This is a genomic window from Pseudomonas sp. B12(2026), assembly GCF_057767015.1.
Window position 1 is genome coordinate 4,676,540 of sequence record NZ_CM173430.1, and the last position, 13,567, is coordinate 4,690,106.

15 protein-coding genes are annotated in these 13,567 nt (G+C 71.0%); 9 read left to right on the top strand and 6 right to left on the bottom strand.

What is annotated here, in order from left to right; translation table 11 throughout:
- Window positions 1-450: 450 nt before the first annotated feature.
- From AC3B6A_RS21795 to AC3B6A_RS21805, 3 genes are all read left to right on the top strand, one after another.
- Entirely contained in the window at window positions 451-1,398 is a 948-nt protein-coding gene (locus AC3B6A_RS21795; RefSeq protein WP_488399185.1) for an ornithine cyclodeaminase family protein, read from the top strand.
- A gap of 13 nt (window positions 1,399-1,411) precedes the next feature.
- Complete coding sequence (locus AC3B6A_RS21800; protein ID WP_488399186.1) at window positions 1,412-2,542, top strand: NAD(P)/FAD-dependent oxidoreductase; 1,131 nt, start codon at window positions 1,412-1,414, stop codon at window positions 2,540-2,542.
- Between the two features lie 81 nt (window positions 2,543-2,623).
- Window positions 2,624-3,247, top strand: coding sequence for a helix-turn-helix transcriptional regulator (locus AC3B6A_RS21805; RefSeq protein WP_488399187.1), 624 nt, complete (start codon window positions 2,624-2,626; stop codon window positions 3,245-3,247).
- A 58-nt stretch (window positions 3,248-3,305) separates the two neighbouring features.
- On the opposite strand, the gene AC3B6A_RS21810 is transcribed toward AC3B6A_RS21805, so the two are convergent.
- Together AC3B6A_RS21810 and AC3B6A_RS21815 are read right to left on the bottom strand one after the other, a co-directional pair.
- A complete protein-coding gene (locus tag AC3B6A_RS21810; RefSeq protein WP_488399188.1) occupies window positions 3,306-4,511 on the bottom strand; it encodes a CynX/NimT family MFS transporter in 1,206 nt (401 codons plus the stop codon).
- Window positions 4,508-4,963 carry a nucleoside deaminase gene (locus tag AC3B6A_RS21815; protein ID WP_488399189.1) on the bottom strand — a complete coding sequence of 152 codons (456 nt, stop codon included), beginning with the start codon at window positions 4,961-4,963 and terminating at the stop codon, window positions 4,508-4,510. The genes AC3B6A_RS21810 and AC3B6A_RS21815 overlap by 4 nt, the downstream gene beginning before the upstream one ends.
- Before the next feature lie 133 nt (window positions 4,964-5,096).
- On the opposite strand from AC3B6A_RS21815, the gene AC3B6A_RS21820 reads away from it, so the two are divergent.
- Entirely contained in the window at window positions 5,097-5,963 is an 867-nt protein-coding gene (locus tag AC3B6A_RS21820) for a LysR family transcriptional regulator (protein ID WP_488399190.1), read from the top strand.
- A 22-nt stretch (window positions 5,964-5,985) separates the two neighbouring features.
- Here AC3B6A_RS21820 and AC3B6A_RS21825 read toward each other — a convergent pair whose 3' ends face one another.
- The gene (locus AC3B6A_RS21825; RefSeq protein WP_488399191.1) at window positions 5,986-7,047 is read right to left on the bottom strand and encodes a metallophosphoesterase; all 1,062 of its coding nucleotides are present in this window, start codon (window positions 7,045-7,047) and stop codon (window positions 5,986-5,988) included.
- A 207-nt stretch (window positions 7,048-7,254) separates the two neighbouring features.
- Between AC3B6A_RS21825 and AC3B6A_RS21830 the strand changes: the two genes are divergently transcribed.
- Complete coding sequence (locus AC3B6A_RS21830; RefSeq protein ID WP_488399192.1) at window positions 7,255-8,343, top strand: FUSC family protein; 1,089 nt, start codon at window positions 7,255-7,257, stop codon at window positions 8,341-8,343.
- 74 nt (window positions 8,344-8,417) lie between these two features.
- Here the strand turns inward: AC3B6A_RS21830 and AC3B6A_RS21835 are convergent, their stop codons facing one another.
- A complete protein-coding gene (locus tag AC3B6A_RS21835; RefSeq protein WP_488399193.1) occupies window positions 8,418-9,167 on the bottom strand; it encodes a 3-oxoacyl-ACP reductase family protein in 750 nt (249 codons plus the stop codon).
- Between the two features lie 118 nt (window positions 9,168-9,285).
- Between AC3B6A_RS21835 and AC3B6A_RS21840 the strand changes: the two genes are divergently transcribed.
- Window positions 9,286-10,209: a LysR family transcriptional regulator gene (locus tag AC3B6A_RS21840; protein ID WP_488399194.1), complete on the top strand. Its 924-nt coding sequence runs from the start codon at window positions 9,286-9,288 to the stop codon at window positions 10,207-10,209.
- 268 nt (window positions 10,210-10,477) lie between these two features.
- On the opposite strand, the gene AC3B6A_RS21845 is transcribed toward AC3B6A_RS21840, so the two are convergent.
- Complete coding sequence (locus tag AC3B6A_RS21845) at window positions 10,478-10,795, bottom strand: I78 family peptidase inhibitor (RefSeq protein WP_488399195.1); 318 nt, start codon at window positions 10,793-10,795, stop codon at window positions 10,478-10,480.
- 221 nt (window positions 10,796-11,016) lie between these two features.
- On the opposite strand from AC3B6A_RS21845, the gene AC3B6A_RS21850 reads away from it, so the two are divergent.
- Window positions 11,017-11,370 (top strand): hypothetical protein, encoded by a 354-nt coding sequence (locus tag AC3B6A_RS21850; RefSeq protein WP_488399196.1) that lies wholly within the window; start codon window positions 11,017-11,019, stop codon window positions 11,368-11,370.
- A gap of 52 nt (window positions 11,371-11,422) precedes the next feature.
- Here the strand turns inward: AC3B6A_RS21850 and AC3B6A_RS21855 are convergent, their stop codons facing one another.
- Complete coding sequence (locus AC3B6A_RS21855; RefSeq protein ID WP_488399197.1) at window positions 11,423-12,319, bottom strand: LysR family transcriptional regulator; 897 nt, start codon at window positions 12,317-12,319, stop codon at window positions 11,423-11,425.
- A 106-nt stretch (window positions 12,320-12,425) separates the two neighbouring features.
- Between AC3B6A_RS21855 and AC3B6A_RS21860 the strand changes: the two genes are divergently transcribed.
- Entirely contained in the window at window positions 12,426-13,160 is a 735-nt protein-coding gene (locus tag AC3B6A_RS21860) for a CTP synthase C-terminal region-related (seleno)protein (RefSeq protein ID WP_488399198.1), read from the top strand.
- Window positions 13,157-13,480 carry an antibiotic biosynthesis monooxygenase family protein gene (locus AC3B6A_RS21865; protein WP_488399199.1) on the top strand — a complete coding sequence of 108 codons (324 nt, stop codon included), beginning with the start codon at window positions 13,157-13,159 and terminating at the stop codon, window positions 13,478-13,480. Before AC3B6A_RS21860 ends, AC3B6A_RS21865 begins: the two co-directional genes overlap by 4 nt.
- Window positions 13,481-13,567: the final 87 nt, after the last annotated feature.

The window sequence follows — 13,567 nt, forward strand, 5'->3', positions numbered from 1 at the left end:
CGGCCGGCAGGCCGGCATGCCCATCACAATGCACCGCTGTCGCGGTGATCGCGGACAAGGTCCGCTCCTACGAAAAACCGTTGCGCCGCCCAGCCACCCACCCACGCAGGACCGCCGCGCTCTCGTAGGAGCGGAGCTTCTCCGCGATCCGGCCGGCAGGCCAGCATACCCATCACAATGCACCGCTGTCGCGGTGATCGCGGACAAGGTCCGCTCCTACGAAAAGCCGTTGCGCCAGCCGACCACCCACCCACGCAGGACCGCTGCGCTCGCGTAGGAGCGGAGCTTCTCCGCGATCCGGCCGGCAGGCCGGCGTGCCCATCACAATGCACCGCTGCCGCGGTGATCGCGGACAAACGAAAAGCCGTCGTGCCAGCCGACCGCACGTCCTTGCCGATAAAGACAATAGAGTCCAGAATGGAAAAATAAATCCATATCCGGAGTCCCGCCATGTCCGCCACCCCGCCCCTCACGCTCAACCAGGCCGAGGCCGAACGCCTGCTCGAACGGGTCGACGTACTCCAGGCGATGCGCGACATGTTCGCCGAACTGGCCGCCGGCAACGCCGTGCAACCCGCGCAGCAGCTGGTGGAATTCCCCAACGGCGGCGGCGATTTCATCAACTACCTGGGCGTGCTGGCCTCGCAGAAGGTCTACGGGGTGAAGACCTCGCCCTACATCGTCCGCCAGCCCAGGTCGCTGGTCACCGCCTGGAGCCTGCTGATGTCCATGGAGAGCGGCCAGCCGCTTCTGCTGTGCGACGCCGGCAGCCTGACCACCGCGCGCACCGCCGCCACCACCGCGCTGGCGGTGCAGGAGCTGGCCCGCCCGGATGCCAAGCGCCTGGCGATCATCGGCAGCGGCCCGGTGGCCCGCGCGCACCTGCGCTACGTCGCCGGCCTGCGCGACTGGCAGGGCATCCGCGTCTACTCGCCGAACCTGAACGCCGGGGTGCTGGCCCGCTTCGGCGCCATCGACCCGCGCGCCGAACCGGCCACCAGCGTCGAGTCCGCCGTGGCCGATGCCGACGTGATCCTGCTGTGCACCTCCTCCGGCACCCCGGTGCTGGACCCGGCGATCCTCGGCAAGCCGGCGCTGATCACCTCCATCAGCACCAACGTCGCCCGCGCCCACGAAGTGCCGCCGCAGTCGCTGGCGCGGATGGACGTGTACTGCGACTACCGCGCCACCACCCCCGCCTCCGCCGGCGAAATGCGCCTGGCCCGCGACGAGCACGGCTGGGACGGCAGCATCCGCGGCGACCTGCCCGAGCTGGTCAGCGGCCGCGCGGCCAAGCCGGACTACCAGCGCCACGCCTTCTTCCGCTCCATCGGCCTGGGCCTGGAAGACGTCGCCCTGGCCAATGCGCTCTACCATCTGCAAATGAAGAACGCCTGAGCCGGAGACGAACATGATCGAAGTCGATTACCTCATCATCGGCGGCGGCATCGCCGGCGCCTCCACCGGCTACTTCCTCTCCCGCCACGGCAAGGTCGCCGTGCTGGAGCGCGAATCCCACGCCGGCTACCACTCCACCGGCCGCTCGGCGGCGCTCTACACCGTGGCCTACGGCACGCCGCAGGTGCGCGCACTGACCGCCGCCAGCCGCGCCTTCTTCGACAACCCGCCCGAGGGCTTCGCCGAACACCCGATCCTCACCCCGCGCGGCGAGATGACCGTGGACTTCGACGGCAACCCGGAAGAACTCCGGCGCCAGTTCGAAAGCGCCCGCGCCAGCGTGCCGGAGATGCGCCTGCTCAGCGCCGACGAAGCCTGCGCGCTGGTCCCGGTGCTGCGCCGCGAGAAGGTCCACGGCGCAATGCTCGACCCCAGCGCCGCCGACATCGACACCGACGGCCTGCTGCAAGGCTACCTGCGCGGCATCCGGCGCAACGGCGGCAGCCTCCAGCTGGACAGCGAAGCGCTGGAAATCCGCCGCATCGACGACGCCTGGGAAGTGCGCTGCGCGCAGCAGACCTACCGCGCGCCAACCCTGGTCAACGCCGCCGGCGGCTGGTCCGACAAGATCGCCGAACTGGCCGGCGCCGCCCCGCTGGGCCTGCAGCCCAAGCGCCGCGCGGCCTTCCTGTTCAGCCCGCCGGAAGGCGTCGACAGCCACGCCTGGCCGGTGCTGGTGAGCCTGGACGAATCCTTCTACTTCAAGCCCGACGCCGGCATGCTGCTCGGCTCGCCGGCCAACGCCGACCCGGTGGAGCCCCACGACGTGCAGCCCGAGGAGCTGGACATCGCCCTGGGCATCTACCAGATCGAGGAGCACACCACGCTGAGCATCCGCCGCCCGAGCCACACCTGGGCGGGCCTGCGCTCGTTCTTCGCCGACGGCGACCTGGTGTCCGGCTACGACCCGGCCACGCCCGGCCTGTACTGGGTGGCCGGCCAGGGCGGCTACGGCATCCAGACCTCGGCGGCGATGGGCGAGGCCAGCGCCGCGCTGATCCGCCACCAGGCGCTGCCCGAACACCTGGCCCGCCACGGCCTGAGCGCCGGGATGCTCTCGCCGGCGCGCCTGCTGGCCAAGTGAGCCGCCGACCGTGACAGCCCGCGGGCGCTTGCGGCACACTCGCCAGCGCCCGCCCGGCCCCACCGCCCAAGAGCCTTGCCCATGACCGCCGCAGACCCGCTGGACAACTACAAGGCGATCGCCGACGCCATCGCCACCCTGTTCTTCCCCCACGCCGAGGTGGTCATCCACGACCTGCGCGACCAGCGCGTGGCCTACCTGGCCAACAACATCTCCAAGCGCGAGATCGGCGACGACTCGGCCCTGGAAGACATGCTCGAAGGCAGCACCGACGAGCGCAACATCGGCCCCTACGAGAAGCTCAACTGGGACGGGCAGAAGATCCGCTCGATCAGCACCGTGCTGCGCGACGCGCAGGGCGAGCCGCTGGCGGTGCTGTGCATCAACCTCAACATCACCCTGTTCGAGACCGCCAAGGCGGCGCTGGACCTGTTCCTCTCCTCGAACAAGCTCATCCCGCAGCCGGACGCGCTGTTCCGCGACGACTGGCAGGAGCGCATCAACACCTTCCTCCACGCCTGGCTGCGCCAGCGCCAGCTGAGCCTTTCCACCCTGACCCGCGACCACAAGCGCGAACTGGTCCTGGCGCTGCACGCCGAGGGCGCGTTCAAGGGCAAGAGCGCGGCGAACTACGTGGCCAACGTGCTGAACATGGGCCGGGCGACGGTGTACAAGCACCTGAAGGAACTGAAGGAAGAGGTCTGAGCGGGCCGCTTCCGCCCTGCGCAGGGCAACACGTCCGCCCCCCGGACGCCCCGATCGCCTACCTGGCCATCGCCCGCGCATAGCCCCCGGGTGAAAAGCGCAGCGTCACCCCCAGCATCGCCACCACCGACACCGCCAGCAGCACCCAGGACGCCTGGAAGCTGCCGGTGCTGTCGCGCAGCCAGCCGGTCAGGTAGGGAATGATCCCGGTGACGATGAAGCCGATGCCCTGCACGAAGGCCGCCAGCCGCCCCGCCGCGCCCGGATCGGGCAGGTGGTCGAGGGTCAGCGTCAGGCTCAGGGCGAAGCAGGAACCCAGGCCGTAGCCGATCAGCGCCACCCAGACGCCGGACAGCTGCAGCGGCGCCTGGATCAGCCCGGCGAAGCCGGCGAGCTGGATCAGCAGGCACAGGCCCAGCCAGCCGCGACGGTCCGCCGAACCGCGGCTGAGCAGCGGGATGCTCAGCGCGGCGATCACCTGGAAGACGGTCATCAGGCCGATCAGCCCGCCGCTGGCCTGGGCGCTCCAGCCGAGCTGGCGGTAATACACCGGCAGCCAGGCGACCATGCTGGTGTAGCCGCCGTTGATCACCCCGAAATACAGCGCCAGCAGCCAGGCCCGGCGGCTGCCGAAATAATGCTGCACGGTCTGCCGCGGCGACGTGGCCGGCGGCGTCTCGCGCGGCCGCGCCAGCGCCCACAGCAGCAGCCCGAGCAGCGCCGGCAGCAGCCAGGCGCCGAGCCCGACCTGCCAGCGCGCGAAATGCTCCGACAGCACCGGCGCCAGCACCGCCGCGCTGCCGCCGCCGGCCATCAGCGACGCCGAATACAGGCCCATGGCCGACGGCACCCGGTGCGGGAACCAGCGCTTGATCACCCCCGGCACCAGCGCCTGGATGATCGCCACCCCGGTGCCGGCCAGCACCGCGCTGGCGATCAGCGCCATGCCGCCGTCCAGCAGCAGGCGCCACAGGCAGGCGGCGCCGATGGCCAGCAGGCCGGCGACCACGCCGCGGCGTTCCCCCAGGCGCGGGCCGACCCAGGGCAGGGCCAGGGCGAACAGCCCCATGCACAGCACCGGCAGCACGGTGAGCATCGACGCCGCCTGGAAGCCCAGGCCGGTGGCATCGCGGATGTCGCTGAGCAAGGGGCCGATGGAGGTGAGGATCGGCCGCAGGTTGATGCCCAGCGCGACGATCACCAGCAGGCCGATCCAGCTGGCGCGGGCCTCTTCGTCCGCCGCTACGGCGATGCTCCGGCTCATTCGCCGCGCGCCTGCCAGCGCGCGTAGAGCCCCTCCTCGCCGGCCGGCCGCAAGGGCCGCAGCGGCAGCGCCTGCTGCCGTGGCGGCAGGGCCATCTGCCGGTAGACCCCGGCCGTGGACAGGCCGAACGGCTCGCCCTCGTCGTTCGAATAGGCGAAGTACGCCGCCTCGATGCCGCACAGGTGCATGGCCGCCAGGCACATCGGGCAGGGGTGGCCGCTGGCGTAGATCACGCAGCCACCCAGGCGCGGGGTGCCGAGCGCGGCGCAGGCGCGGCGCAGGGTCAGCAGCTCGGCGTGGGCGGTCGGGTCGTGGTCCAGGTGGATGGAATTGGCGGCGCGGGCGATCACCCGGCCGTCCCTGACCAGCACGGCGCCGAACGGGCGGCCGCCGGCCTGGATATTGTCGCGGGCCAGTTGCAGGGCCTCGCGCATGAAGTCTTCGGGTTGCATGGCGCGTCTCGTCGATGGATCGGGAGGCCGGCGCGCCGACGCGGCGGCAGCCTCGCAAGGAACGCCGGCAGTATGACGAAGGCGCTTTCCATGCTGAAATTAAATAGAAACATGTCTTCCAGTGAGAACGAGAATGCTCGACCCCAACCTGCTGCGCAGCTTCGTGATGGTGGTGGACGCCGGCAACTTCACCCGCGCCGCCGACATGCTGCACCTCACCCAGTCCACCGTCAGCCAGCAGATCCTGCGGCTGGAGCAGACCCTCGGCTGCCGCCTGCTGGACCGCAGCCAGCGCCAGGTGCTGCCCACCGAAGAGGGCGAGCGGCTGCTCGGCTACGCCCGGCGCATCCTCCAGCTCGGCGGCGAGGCCCGCGAGGCGCTGAGCGGCGAGCACAGCGAAGGCGTGCTGCGCCTGGGGATGCCCGAGGACTTCGCCGGCGAGCGCATGATGCCGCTGCTGGCGGCCTTCAGCGCGCAGCGTCCGCGCCTGCGCCTGGAAGTCTCCAGCGGCCTCAGCCAGGAACTGCTGCGCCAGTATCGCGGCGGCGAGCTGGACCTGGCGCTGGTCAAGCAATGGGGCGCCGACAGCGACTGCCTGGCGCACTGGCCGGAGCCGCTGGCCTGGCTGGACAGCGCCGACAGCCCCGCCGCCGCCCGCGATCCGCTGCCGCTGGTGGTGTTCCCGCTCGGCGCGCTGTACCGCCAGGAGATGATCCACGCCCTGGAAGCCAGTGGGCGGCGCTGGCGCATCAGCTACAGCAGCGGCAGCCTGGCCAGCCTGTCGGCGGCGGTGGCGGCGGGGCTGGGCGTCAGCCTGCTGCCGTTGCGCAGCCGTCACGCCGGGCATCGCCTGCTCGACGCCGCGCAGGGCTTCGCGCCGATCGACGGGCTGGAGCTCGCGCTCTACGCCCGCCCCGAGCTGGGCAGCGCGGGGCGCAGCCTGTGCGAGCAGCTGCGCGGCCTGTGCGCGCAGCTCGCCGAGGTCGCGCCGGCGCGTTGAGACGCTCGCGGAACCGGGGGGATCAGTTTGTCGCCAGCGGCGGCGCGTCGTCCCGGCGCAGGCAGCCCTGCGCCATCCACGGGCAGGCCCGCTCCCAGCGGAAATGCTGCTCGGCGCGCCCGTCCTCGTCGTAGTAGGCCATCTGCAACCGCTCCGCGCTGAAGGCCAGCCGGGCGAAGCCGTGACGCTCGGCGGCGAACGGCGAGTCCGCGCCCTGCGCGCCGGGCCTGAACGGATCGAGGGTCTGTCCGCCGCCGCCGGAAACCACCCAGGCCGGCTCGCCGGGACGCACGATGACCTGCTGGTTGTGCTCGTGGCCCGACAGGTAGATGTCCACCCCGCTGCGCTGCATGGCCGGCAGCAACTGCGCCATCAGCTGCGGATCATCGCCATGCTTGCCACCGGTGCTGCGGATCGCGTGGTGCGCCACCACCATCTTCCACATCGGCGCGGGGCCGCCCTTGGCGAAGGCCTCCTGCAGGAAGTCCACCTGGCGCTGGCGGCCGGCGCTGCCCTGGGAGGTATCGAGGAACACCACGCGCAGCAGCGGACGCCCCTCGGCTTCGCCGAAATCGCGCACGTAGAAGGGCTCGGACATCTGCCAGCGGCCGGAGCCTGCATGCCGGCGCCCGTAGTCCAGCTCGACGGCGGCGGACGTCGGGTAATCGTGGTTGCCCAGCACCGCGTAGAACGGCACGCGGCCCAGCCAGTCGCCGTGATAGACGCGCTCGAACTTCAGCTGCCAGGCGGGATCGTCGATCCCCTTCAGCGGCTTGCCGTAGAAGTTGTCGCCCAGCAGAAGGACCATGTTCAGCCCGCCCTCGCGCTCGGGGACCTGTTCCATGCCGCGCGCCACGCGCCATTGCTGGAGGTCGCCGCTGCCCTGGTCGCCCAGCGCCATCAGGGTGACCTGCGAGGCCGGCTGGCCGGACAGCGGGGTATAGGGCGGCGGCGGCACCAGCACCATGAAGCCCGCCAGGCTGCCCGCCACCAGCAGCAGGACGGCGAGGACCAGCAGGACGCTGCGCAGATGACGCCGGCGCGGCACGGCAGAAGCAGCGGGACTCAACGGGCGGGCAGGCATGGTGGTCCCCTGGAACACAGCGCTTGGAAGTCGCCGCAGTGGACCACGGAGAACGTCAATTCCGCGTTAATTCGCCGTTGCCTGTATGTGGTGCAAAGCCCCGGACGACGCGGGCTACCCGCCGCCAGTGACGCGGGGATTGGCCTACCCGCGGCGCAACCGGCTAACCTTGCTGCATCGCCACCGTCCGCACAGGAGCCGCTTCCCTTGGCGAAGCACCCGTCGATCCTCACCCTGCCCTTCCGCCGCCTGGCCAACCCCTACACCCGCTACCGCTACGCCGCCTGGATCCACTGCGTCCGGGTCGGCCTGGCGCTGCTCGCCTCGATGCTGCTGACCAGCGTCCTGAAGCTGCCCCACGGCCTCTGGGCCTCGGTGACGGTGCTGGTGGTGATGGGCGGGCTGGTGCACCAGGGCACCATTCGCGGCAAGTCCTACGAACGCACCGTCGGCACCCTGGTCGGCGCGGCAGTGGGCCTGGGGGTGATCGCGATCTACGACCAGACCCGCTCCCAGCTCCTGGAATACCTGCTGCTGTCGGTGCTCGGCGCCGCCTCGGCGTTCTTCGCCATCCGCCGCGCCGGCTACGTCGCGCTGCTCGCCGGGATCACCCTGTGCATCGTCGTCGGGCCGGGGGAAACCGGCTTCACCGAAGGGCTGTGGCGCTCGGCCAACGTGCTGATCGGGGTCGCCGTCGCCCTGCTGTTCTCGCAGATCTATCCGCTGCGGGCGGTCTACGTCTGGCGCTACCTGCTGTCGGACAACCTGCGGGCCTGCGCGCGGATGTACGGCCAGCTGTCGTCGAGCCACGACTTCAGCGCCGAACACTTCGCCCGCCAGCTGGAGGACCTGGACCACCGCCTGGTGGCCGCGCGCGCCCACCTCGGGCCGGTGGCGCGGGAAACCGGGATGCCGCTGCGCGAACTGGAGATCATCCAGCGCATCCACCGCGCGATCATGGGCACCCTGGAGTCGCTGATCGCCTCGCGCCAGTTCGCCGCCCGGGCCGGCGAGATCGAGCCGGTGCCGTCGAGCCTGGACATCCACCGGCAACTGATCGGCCGCCTGCTGCTGCAATCGGCCCACGCGCTGAAGTTCAGCCGCACCAGCAAGCTGGTGCAGGCCTGCCAGGGCCTGGAGAGCCTGCCCGAGCGCCCGCAGAACCTCACCGATTCCTTCGAGAAGCAGGGCTTCTACTGGCTGACGCTGCGCCTCTACGAGCAGGTGGAGCTGCTCTCGGAGAAACTCGCCGCCACGGCGGGGCACTGGAATATCCAGAGCCGCGACCGCGGCTGAGCGCCAGATGAAACCGGCCCGGCAGCTTGCGCCCCGGGCCGGTGTTCAACGCCTGTGCGCCGAGGCGCAGCCGATCAGGCCGCGAAACCGCCGTCGATCAGCAGGCTGGCGCCGGTGATGTAACCGGCCTCCGGGCCCGCCAGGTAGGCGACGAACGCGGCGATCTCTTCCGCGCGGCCGTAGCGGTCCAGCGCCATCATGCTCTTCAGGGTTGCGGCGAACTCGCCCTGCTCCGGGTTCATGTCGGTGTCCACCGGGCCGGGCTGCACGTTGTTGACGGTGATGCCGCGCGGGCCGAGGTCGCGGGCCAGGCCACGGGTCAGGCCCGCGACCGCTGCCTTGCTCATGGCGTAGACGCCGCCGCCATCGAACGGCATGCGTTCGGCGTTGGTGCTGCCGATGCTGATGATCCGGCCGCCCTCGCCCATGTGCCGCGCGGCGGCCTGGCTGGCGACGAACACGCTGCGCACGTTCACCGCCAGGGTGCGGTCGAAGTCTTCCAGGCTGAACTCGTCCAGCGGGGCGATGGCCAGCACGCCGGCGTTGTTCACCAGAATGTCGATGCGGCCGAAACGCTTGGCGGCGCTGTCGATGGCCGCCGTCACCGAGGCGGCGTCGGCGCTGTCGGCCTTGATCGCCAGGGCGCGGCCGCCGGCGGCTTCGATGCTGGCGGCGAGGTCTTCGGCCTTCTGCGCCGAGCTGACGTAGGTGAAGGCCACGGCGGCGCCTTCGTTGGCCAGGCGCTGCACGATGGCGGCGCCGATGCCGCGGGAACCGCCCTGGACGAAGGCGACCTTGCCGGCGAGGGATTGGGTAGTGCTCATGTGGGACTCCGTTGACGGGGTGGGAGATATTCGACGGGACCAGTCTCCACCTCCGGGCACTTCCGCAGTAGCCGGTAATCGCTATATTCAGTCGATACAGAATGTCCGGAATCCCATCATGGAAAGCCTGATCAGTATCGAATGCTTCGTCCGCAGCGCCGAGGCCGGCAGCTTTGCCGCCGCCGCGCGGCGCATGGCCCTGACGCCGGCGGCGGTGAGCAAGAGCGTCGCGCGGCTGGAAACCAACCTGGGCGTGCGGCTGTTCCAGCGCAGCACCCGCAGCCTGACCCTCACCGAAGCCGGCGAGCGCTTCCTGGTCGAGGCCAGCGGCGGCCTGGCGAGCCTGCAGAGCGCCATCGCCAACCTGGCCAGCGCCGACGGCCAGCCCAGCGGCATGCTGAAGGTGAGCATGGGCCTGGTGTTCGGCCGCGACTACATCCTGCCGCTGCTGCCGGACTTCCTCGGCCGCTACCCGGCGATCCGCCCGGACTGGCACTTCGACAACCGCCAGGTGGACCTGATCGCCGAAGGCTTCGACGCGGCCATCGGCGGCGGCTTCGAGCTGCCGCCCGGGGTCGTGGCGCGCAAGCTGTCGCCGGCGCACATGGTGCTGCTGGCCTCGCCGGCCTATCTCGCCGCCCATCCGCCGGTCCGCTACCCGAGCGACCTGCCCGGCCACGACGGCATCCGCATCCGCTCGCCGCAGACCGGCCGGGTGCGCCCCTGGCCGCTGACCAACCGCCAGCAGGCCCAGGCGCCCATCGCGCTGCGGGAACGCATGACCATGAGCGACCCGGAGGCCGCCTGCTGCGCCGCGCTCATGGGGCTGGGCATCACCCTGGTGAGCATGCAGCACGCGCTGCCGTACCTGGACGACGGGAGGCTGGTGCGGGTGCTGCCGGAGTGGTACGTCGATGCCGGCAACACCGCCATCTACTACGCCGCGCAGAAGCTCCTGCCGGCCAAGACCCGCGTCTTCGTCGAGCATGTCGTCGACCACTTCCGCGACTCCGGGCTGGGGGAGCGTTTTTCGGCGATCTGATTGGGCGGGATGGGTCTGGAGGACGGTTCGCGAGCAAGCTCGCGAGCCTGCCTGCGGGCGTGTGGTCGGTGGCGCAACGGCTTTTGTAGGAGCGGACCTTGTCCGCGATCACCGCGCCAGCGGTGCGTTGCCATGGATACCGGCCTGCCGGCCGGATCGCGGAGAAGCTCCGCTCCTACGAAGAGCACGGCGCCCCTGTGGGAGCGGGCTTGCTCGCGAACGAAACGAAAAAGCCGCCCGATGGGCGGCTTTTTCGTGGGGCGATGGATCAGCCGCAGGAGACCTGCCGCACCACCTGCCGGTCATCGACATCGATGTTCAGGCGCTGGGAGTTGTACTCCATGGTGACCGGCTGGTGCGGGTGCAGCACGCGCGCCACGTTGGCGCCGGCATCGCGGCGGGCCTCTTCGGTCAGGGTCGGGTCGATGGTCCTGCCGACCAGCGACTGCACGGCCTTGGCGTTGCAGCTGCCGGACAGTTCCGGCGGCGTTTGCGAGGCGGCGTCGGGCGCGGCGTCCCTGGCGCTGCATCCGGCCAGCGCGGTAATGGCGAAAAGCGACAGCAGGGTCACTCGGTTCAAGGGCATGGCAGGTCTCCCTGATCTGGTGATGGGCGTGAAAGGCGCCACCTTAGCAGCATGGCGCCGGCGACGGGCCCGGGAAGTATTGCAAGCTGCTGCACGCAAGGCCCGGCGCAGAGCCGCGCGGCACCTTTTACACAACATTTACACCGGATGGGCTTACGCTTCCGGGCCGGCGGATGTCTGATAGATATGGGGCTCCCTGCCGGAGTTCCAGGAGGTGCACCATGCTTCGCCGTCTTCCCCAGTTCGCCGTACTCTGCGGTTGCCTGGCCCTCGCCGGACAGGCAACGGCCCACAGCAACAGCGATGCCGCCGTCGTCGGGGCGGTGGTCGGCGCCGTGGTCGGCGGGGCCATAGTCGCCGGCTCCACGCCCTACTACGCACCGCCTCCGCAGCCGTATTACGCACCGCCGCCGGCGGCCTACTACCCGCCTCCGCCGGTGTACTACCAGCCGGTTCCGGTCTACCGCCCGGTCGTGGTGGTGCCGGCGCCGCGTTACTACGGCCCGCGCTACTACGCACCCCGCTATTACGGACCGGCCTACTACGGCCCGCCGGGGCACTATCGCCGCTGGTGACCGCCACGGGCCCCGCGTCACGCGGGGCCTTTGCTCCCGGCGCCCGCCTTGGCTAGCCCTGGCCGCCAGCCTCCGCCGGCGCGCCCAGGGACAGGTTCCCGGCCAGTTCCTCGAACAGCGTCACCACCGCGCGCAGCGCGCGGCAGTCCGGGCGTGTGAGCAGCCAGAGGTTAGTGCTGCAGCCCGGCAGCGCGTCCTCCAGCACCTGCAGGCCGTCGCCGGGGCGCAGCAGGAAGGCGGGCAGCGCCGCCAGCCCCAGTCCCGCGCGGCACAGGTCGAGCACCGAGAGCATGCTGTTGCAGCGGTACGCCGGGACCACCGCCGGAAACACCTGGCGGCGCCAGGCAACGCTGGAGTGATCGGGCAGGAAGTCGTCCGGCGCGATCCAGCTCATCTCCTGCCAGGGCCGCGGGCCCTGCTCGGCGAGGTAATCGCGGTGCGCGCAGAGAACGTAATGCACGTCGCCCAGCTTGCGCCCGACGAGATGCTCCGGCGGCGCGCTGGTCAGGCGCAGGGCGATATCGGCGTCGCGGCGGCTCAGGTTGGCGAAGGCGTTGGAGGTGGTCAGCTCCAGGTTGAGCGCCGGGTAGCGCTTCATGAAGCGCGCCAGCGCCGGCAGCAGCAAGCCCTGCAGCACGGTATCCGAGCAGGTCAGGCGGACGGTGCCGCTGAGCACCTCGTGCCCCTGTTCCAGGCCCAGCCGCGCGGCCTCCAGCGCCTGCTCGGCGAGTTCCGCCTGGCCGGCCAGCTGGCGCGCGGTGGCGGTCGGCAGGTAGCCGTGACGGCCCTTTTCGAACAGCGCGGTGCCCAGCCCCTTCTCCAGCCGGCGCACGGCGCGGAACACCGTGGAGACGTCGACATCCAGCAGCTCCGCCGCGCGGGCCAGGTTGCCGCCACGGACCAGCGCCAGCACCAGGGCGAGATCGGCGTACTCAAGACGATATTGCATGGACGCACTCCGAGGTTGCGCAACCGCCCATTCAGCTTGCGCAAGCGCAACTATAAATTGCGCCCATCGGCCCGCCAATGGGCCTTGGCGCAAAGAGGGTGCAGGCATGGGGCGACGGCGAAAAGCTCTGCGAATCGGCTTGATCGGCGATCCCGACAGCCGCGTCACCGCGCACTGGGCGATCCCCCTGGCGCTGGAGCAATCGCTGCTGCCGCACTCCGGCACCTTGCGCATCGACTGGCTGGAGACACCGGCCCTGGCCGCCGGCCTGCCGCTGCACGGCTACTCCGGCTTCTGGTGCACGCCCGGCAGCCCCTACCGCGATACCGCCGGCGCGCTGCGCGCCATCACCCATGCGCGCACCCACGGGGTGCCGTTCCTCGGCACCTGCGGCGGCTTCCAGCACGCGCTGCTGGAGCGCGCCCGCGAGGTGCTCGGCTGGGACGATGCGGCCCACGCCGAGACCGACCCGGACGCCGCGCGCCCGGTGGTCCAGGCCCTGCCCTGCGCGCTGCTGGACGTCAGCGAGAGCATCGCCCTGCGCCCCGGCTCGCGCCTGGCCGCCATCTACGGCCTGCCGAGCATCCGCGAAGGCTATCGCTGCCGCTACGGGGTGAACCCGCAGTTCCAGGACGCGCTGTTCGGCGACTCGCTGCGCGCCAGCGCCCACGGCGAGGACGGCAGCATCCGCGCGCTGGAAGCCAGCGACCACCCGTTCTTCCTCGCCACCCTGTTCCAGCCCGAGCGCAAGGCGCTCGCCGGCATCGGCGTACCGCTGGCCCAGGCGTTCCTCGCCGCGGCCTTGCGCCATGCCGCAACCACCGTCGGGAGCCCCGCATGATCGCCAGCACGCCCCAGCCGCCCTATTACGCGGTGATCTTCACCTCCCGCCGCAGCGACCTCGACGAGGGCTACGGGGACACCGCCGCGCGCATGCTCGAACTGGCCGCGCAGCAGGACGGCTTCCTCGGCGTGGAATCCGCGCGCGGCGCCGACGGCCTGGGCATCACGGTGTCCTACTGGCGCGACGAGGCGGCCATCGCGCAGTGGCGCCGGCAGGCCGAGCACCGCGCGGCCCAGCAGGCCGGCCGCCGCGACTGGTACAGCGCCTTCCGGGTGCGCGTCAGCCGGGTCGAGCGGGACTACGGCTTGCAGCGCTGAGCGACCCCTTCCGGCCCAGCCGCGACATGCGCGGCCGATGCGCCGCCGGCATCGTCTAAGCTGCTGGCTGTCCGCAAGGGAGACCGA

What these genes read in the sequence shown, in the direction of transcription:
- AC3B6A_RS21795 (WP_488399185.1), top strand. Translation starts at nt 451, where the DNA reads ATGTCCGCCACCCCGCCCCTCACGCTCAACCAGGCCGAGGCCGAACGC.
- AC3B6A_RS21800 (WP_488399186.1), top strand. Translation starts at nt 1,412, where the DNA reads ATGATCGAAGTCGATTACCTCATCATCGGCGGCGGCATCGCCGGCGCC.
- AC3B6A_RS21805 (WP_488399187.1), top strand. Translation starts at nt 2,624, where the DNA reads ATGACCGCCGCAGACCCGCTGGACAACTACAAGGCGATCGCCGACGCC.
- AC3B6A_RS21810 (WP_488399188.1), bottom strand. Translation starts at nt 4,511, where the DNA reads ATGAGCCGGAGCATCGCCGTAGCGGCGGACGAAGAGGCCCGCGCCAGC.
- AC3B6A_RS21815 (WP_488399189.1), bottom strand. Translation starts at nt 4,963, where the DNA reads ATGCAACCCGAAGACTTCATGCGCGAGGCCCTGCAACTGGCCCGCGAC.
- AC3B6A_RS21820 (WP_488399190.1), top strand. Translation starts at nt 5,097, where the DNA reads ATGCTCGACCCCAACCTGCTGCGCAGCTTCGTGATGGTGGTGGACGCC.
- AC3B6A_RS21825 (WP_488399191.1), bottom strand. Translation starts at nt 7,047, where the DNA reads ATGCCTGCCCGCCCGTTGAGTCCCGCTGCTTCTGCCGTGCCGCGCCGG.
- AC3B6A_RS21835 (WP_488399193.1), bottom strand. Translation starts at nt 9,167, where the DNA reads ATGAGCACTACCCAATCCCTCGCCGGCAAGGTCGCCTTCGTCCAGGGC.
- AC3B6A_RS21840 (WP_488399194.1), top strand. Translation starts at nt 9,286, where the DNA reads ATGGAAAGCCTGATCAGTATCGAATGCTTCGTCCGCAGCGCCGAGGCC.
- AC3B6A_RS21845 (WP_488399195.1), bottom strand. Translation starts at nt 10,795, where the DNA reads ATGCCCTTGAACCGAGTGACCCTGCTGTCGCTTTTCGCCATTACCGCG.
- AC3B6A_RS21850 (WP_488399196.1), top strand. Translation starts at nt 11,017, where the DNA reads ATGCTTCGCCGTCTTCCCCAGTTCGCCGTACTCTGCGGTTGCCTGGCC.
- AC3B6A_RS21855 (WP_488399197.1), bottom strand. Translation starts at nt 12,319, where the DNA reads ATGCAATATCGTCTTGAGTACGCCGATCTCGCCCTGGTGCTGGCGCTG.
- AC3B6A_RS21860 (WP_488399198.1), top strand. Translation starts at nt 12,426, where the DNA reads ATGGGGCGACGGCGAAAAGCTCTGCGAATCGGCTTGATCGGCGATCCC.
- AC3B6A_RS21865 (WP_488399199.1), top strand. Translation starts at nt 13,157, where the DNA reads ATGATCGCCAGCACGCCCCAGCCGCCCTATTACGCGGTGATCTTCACC.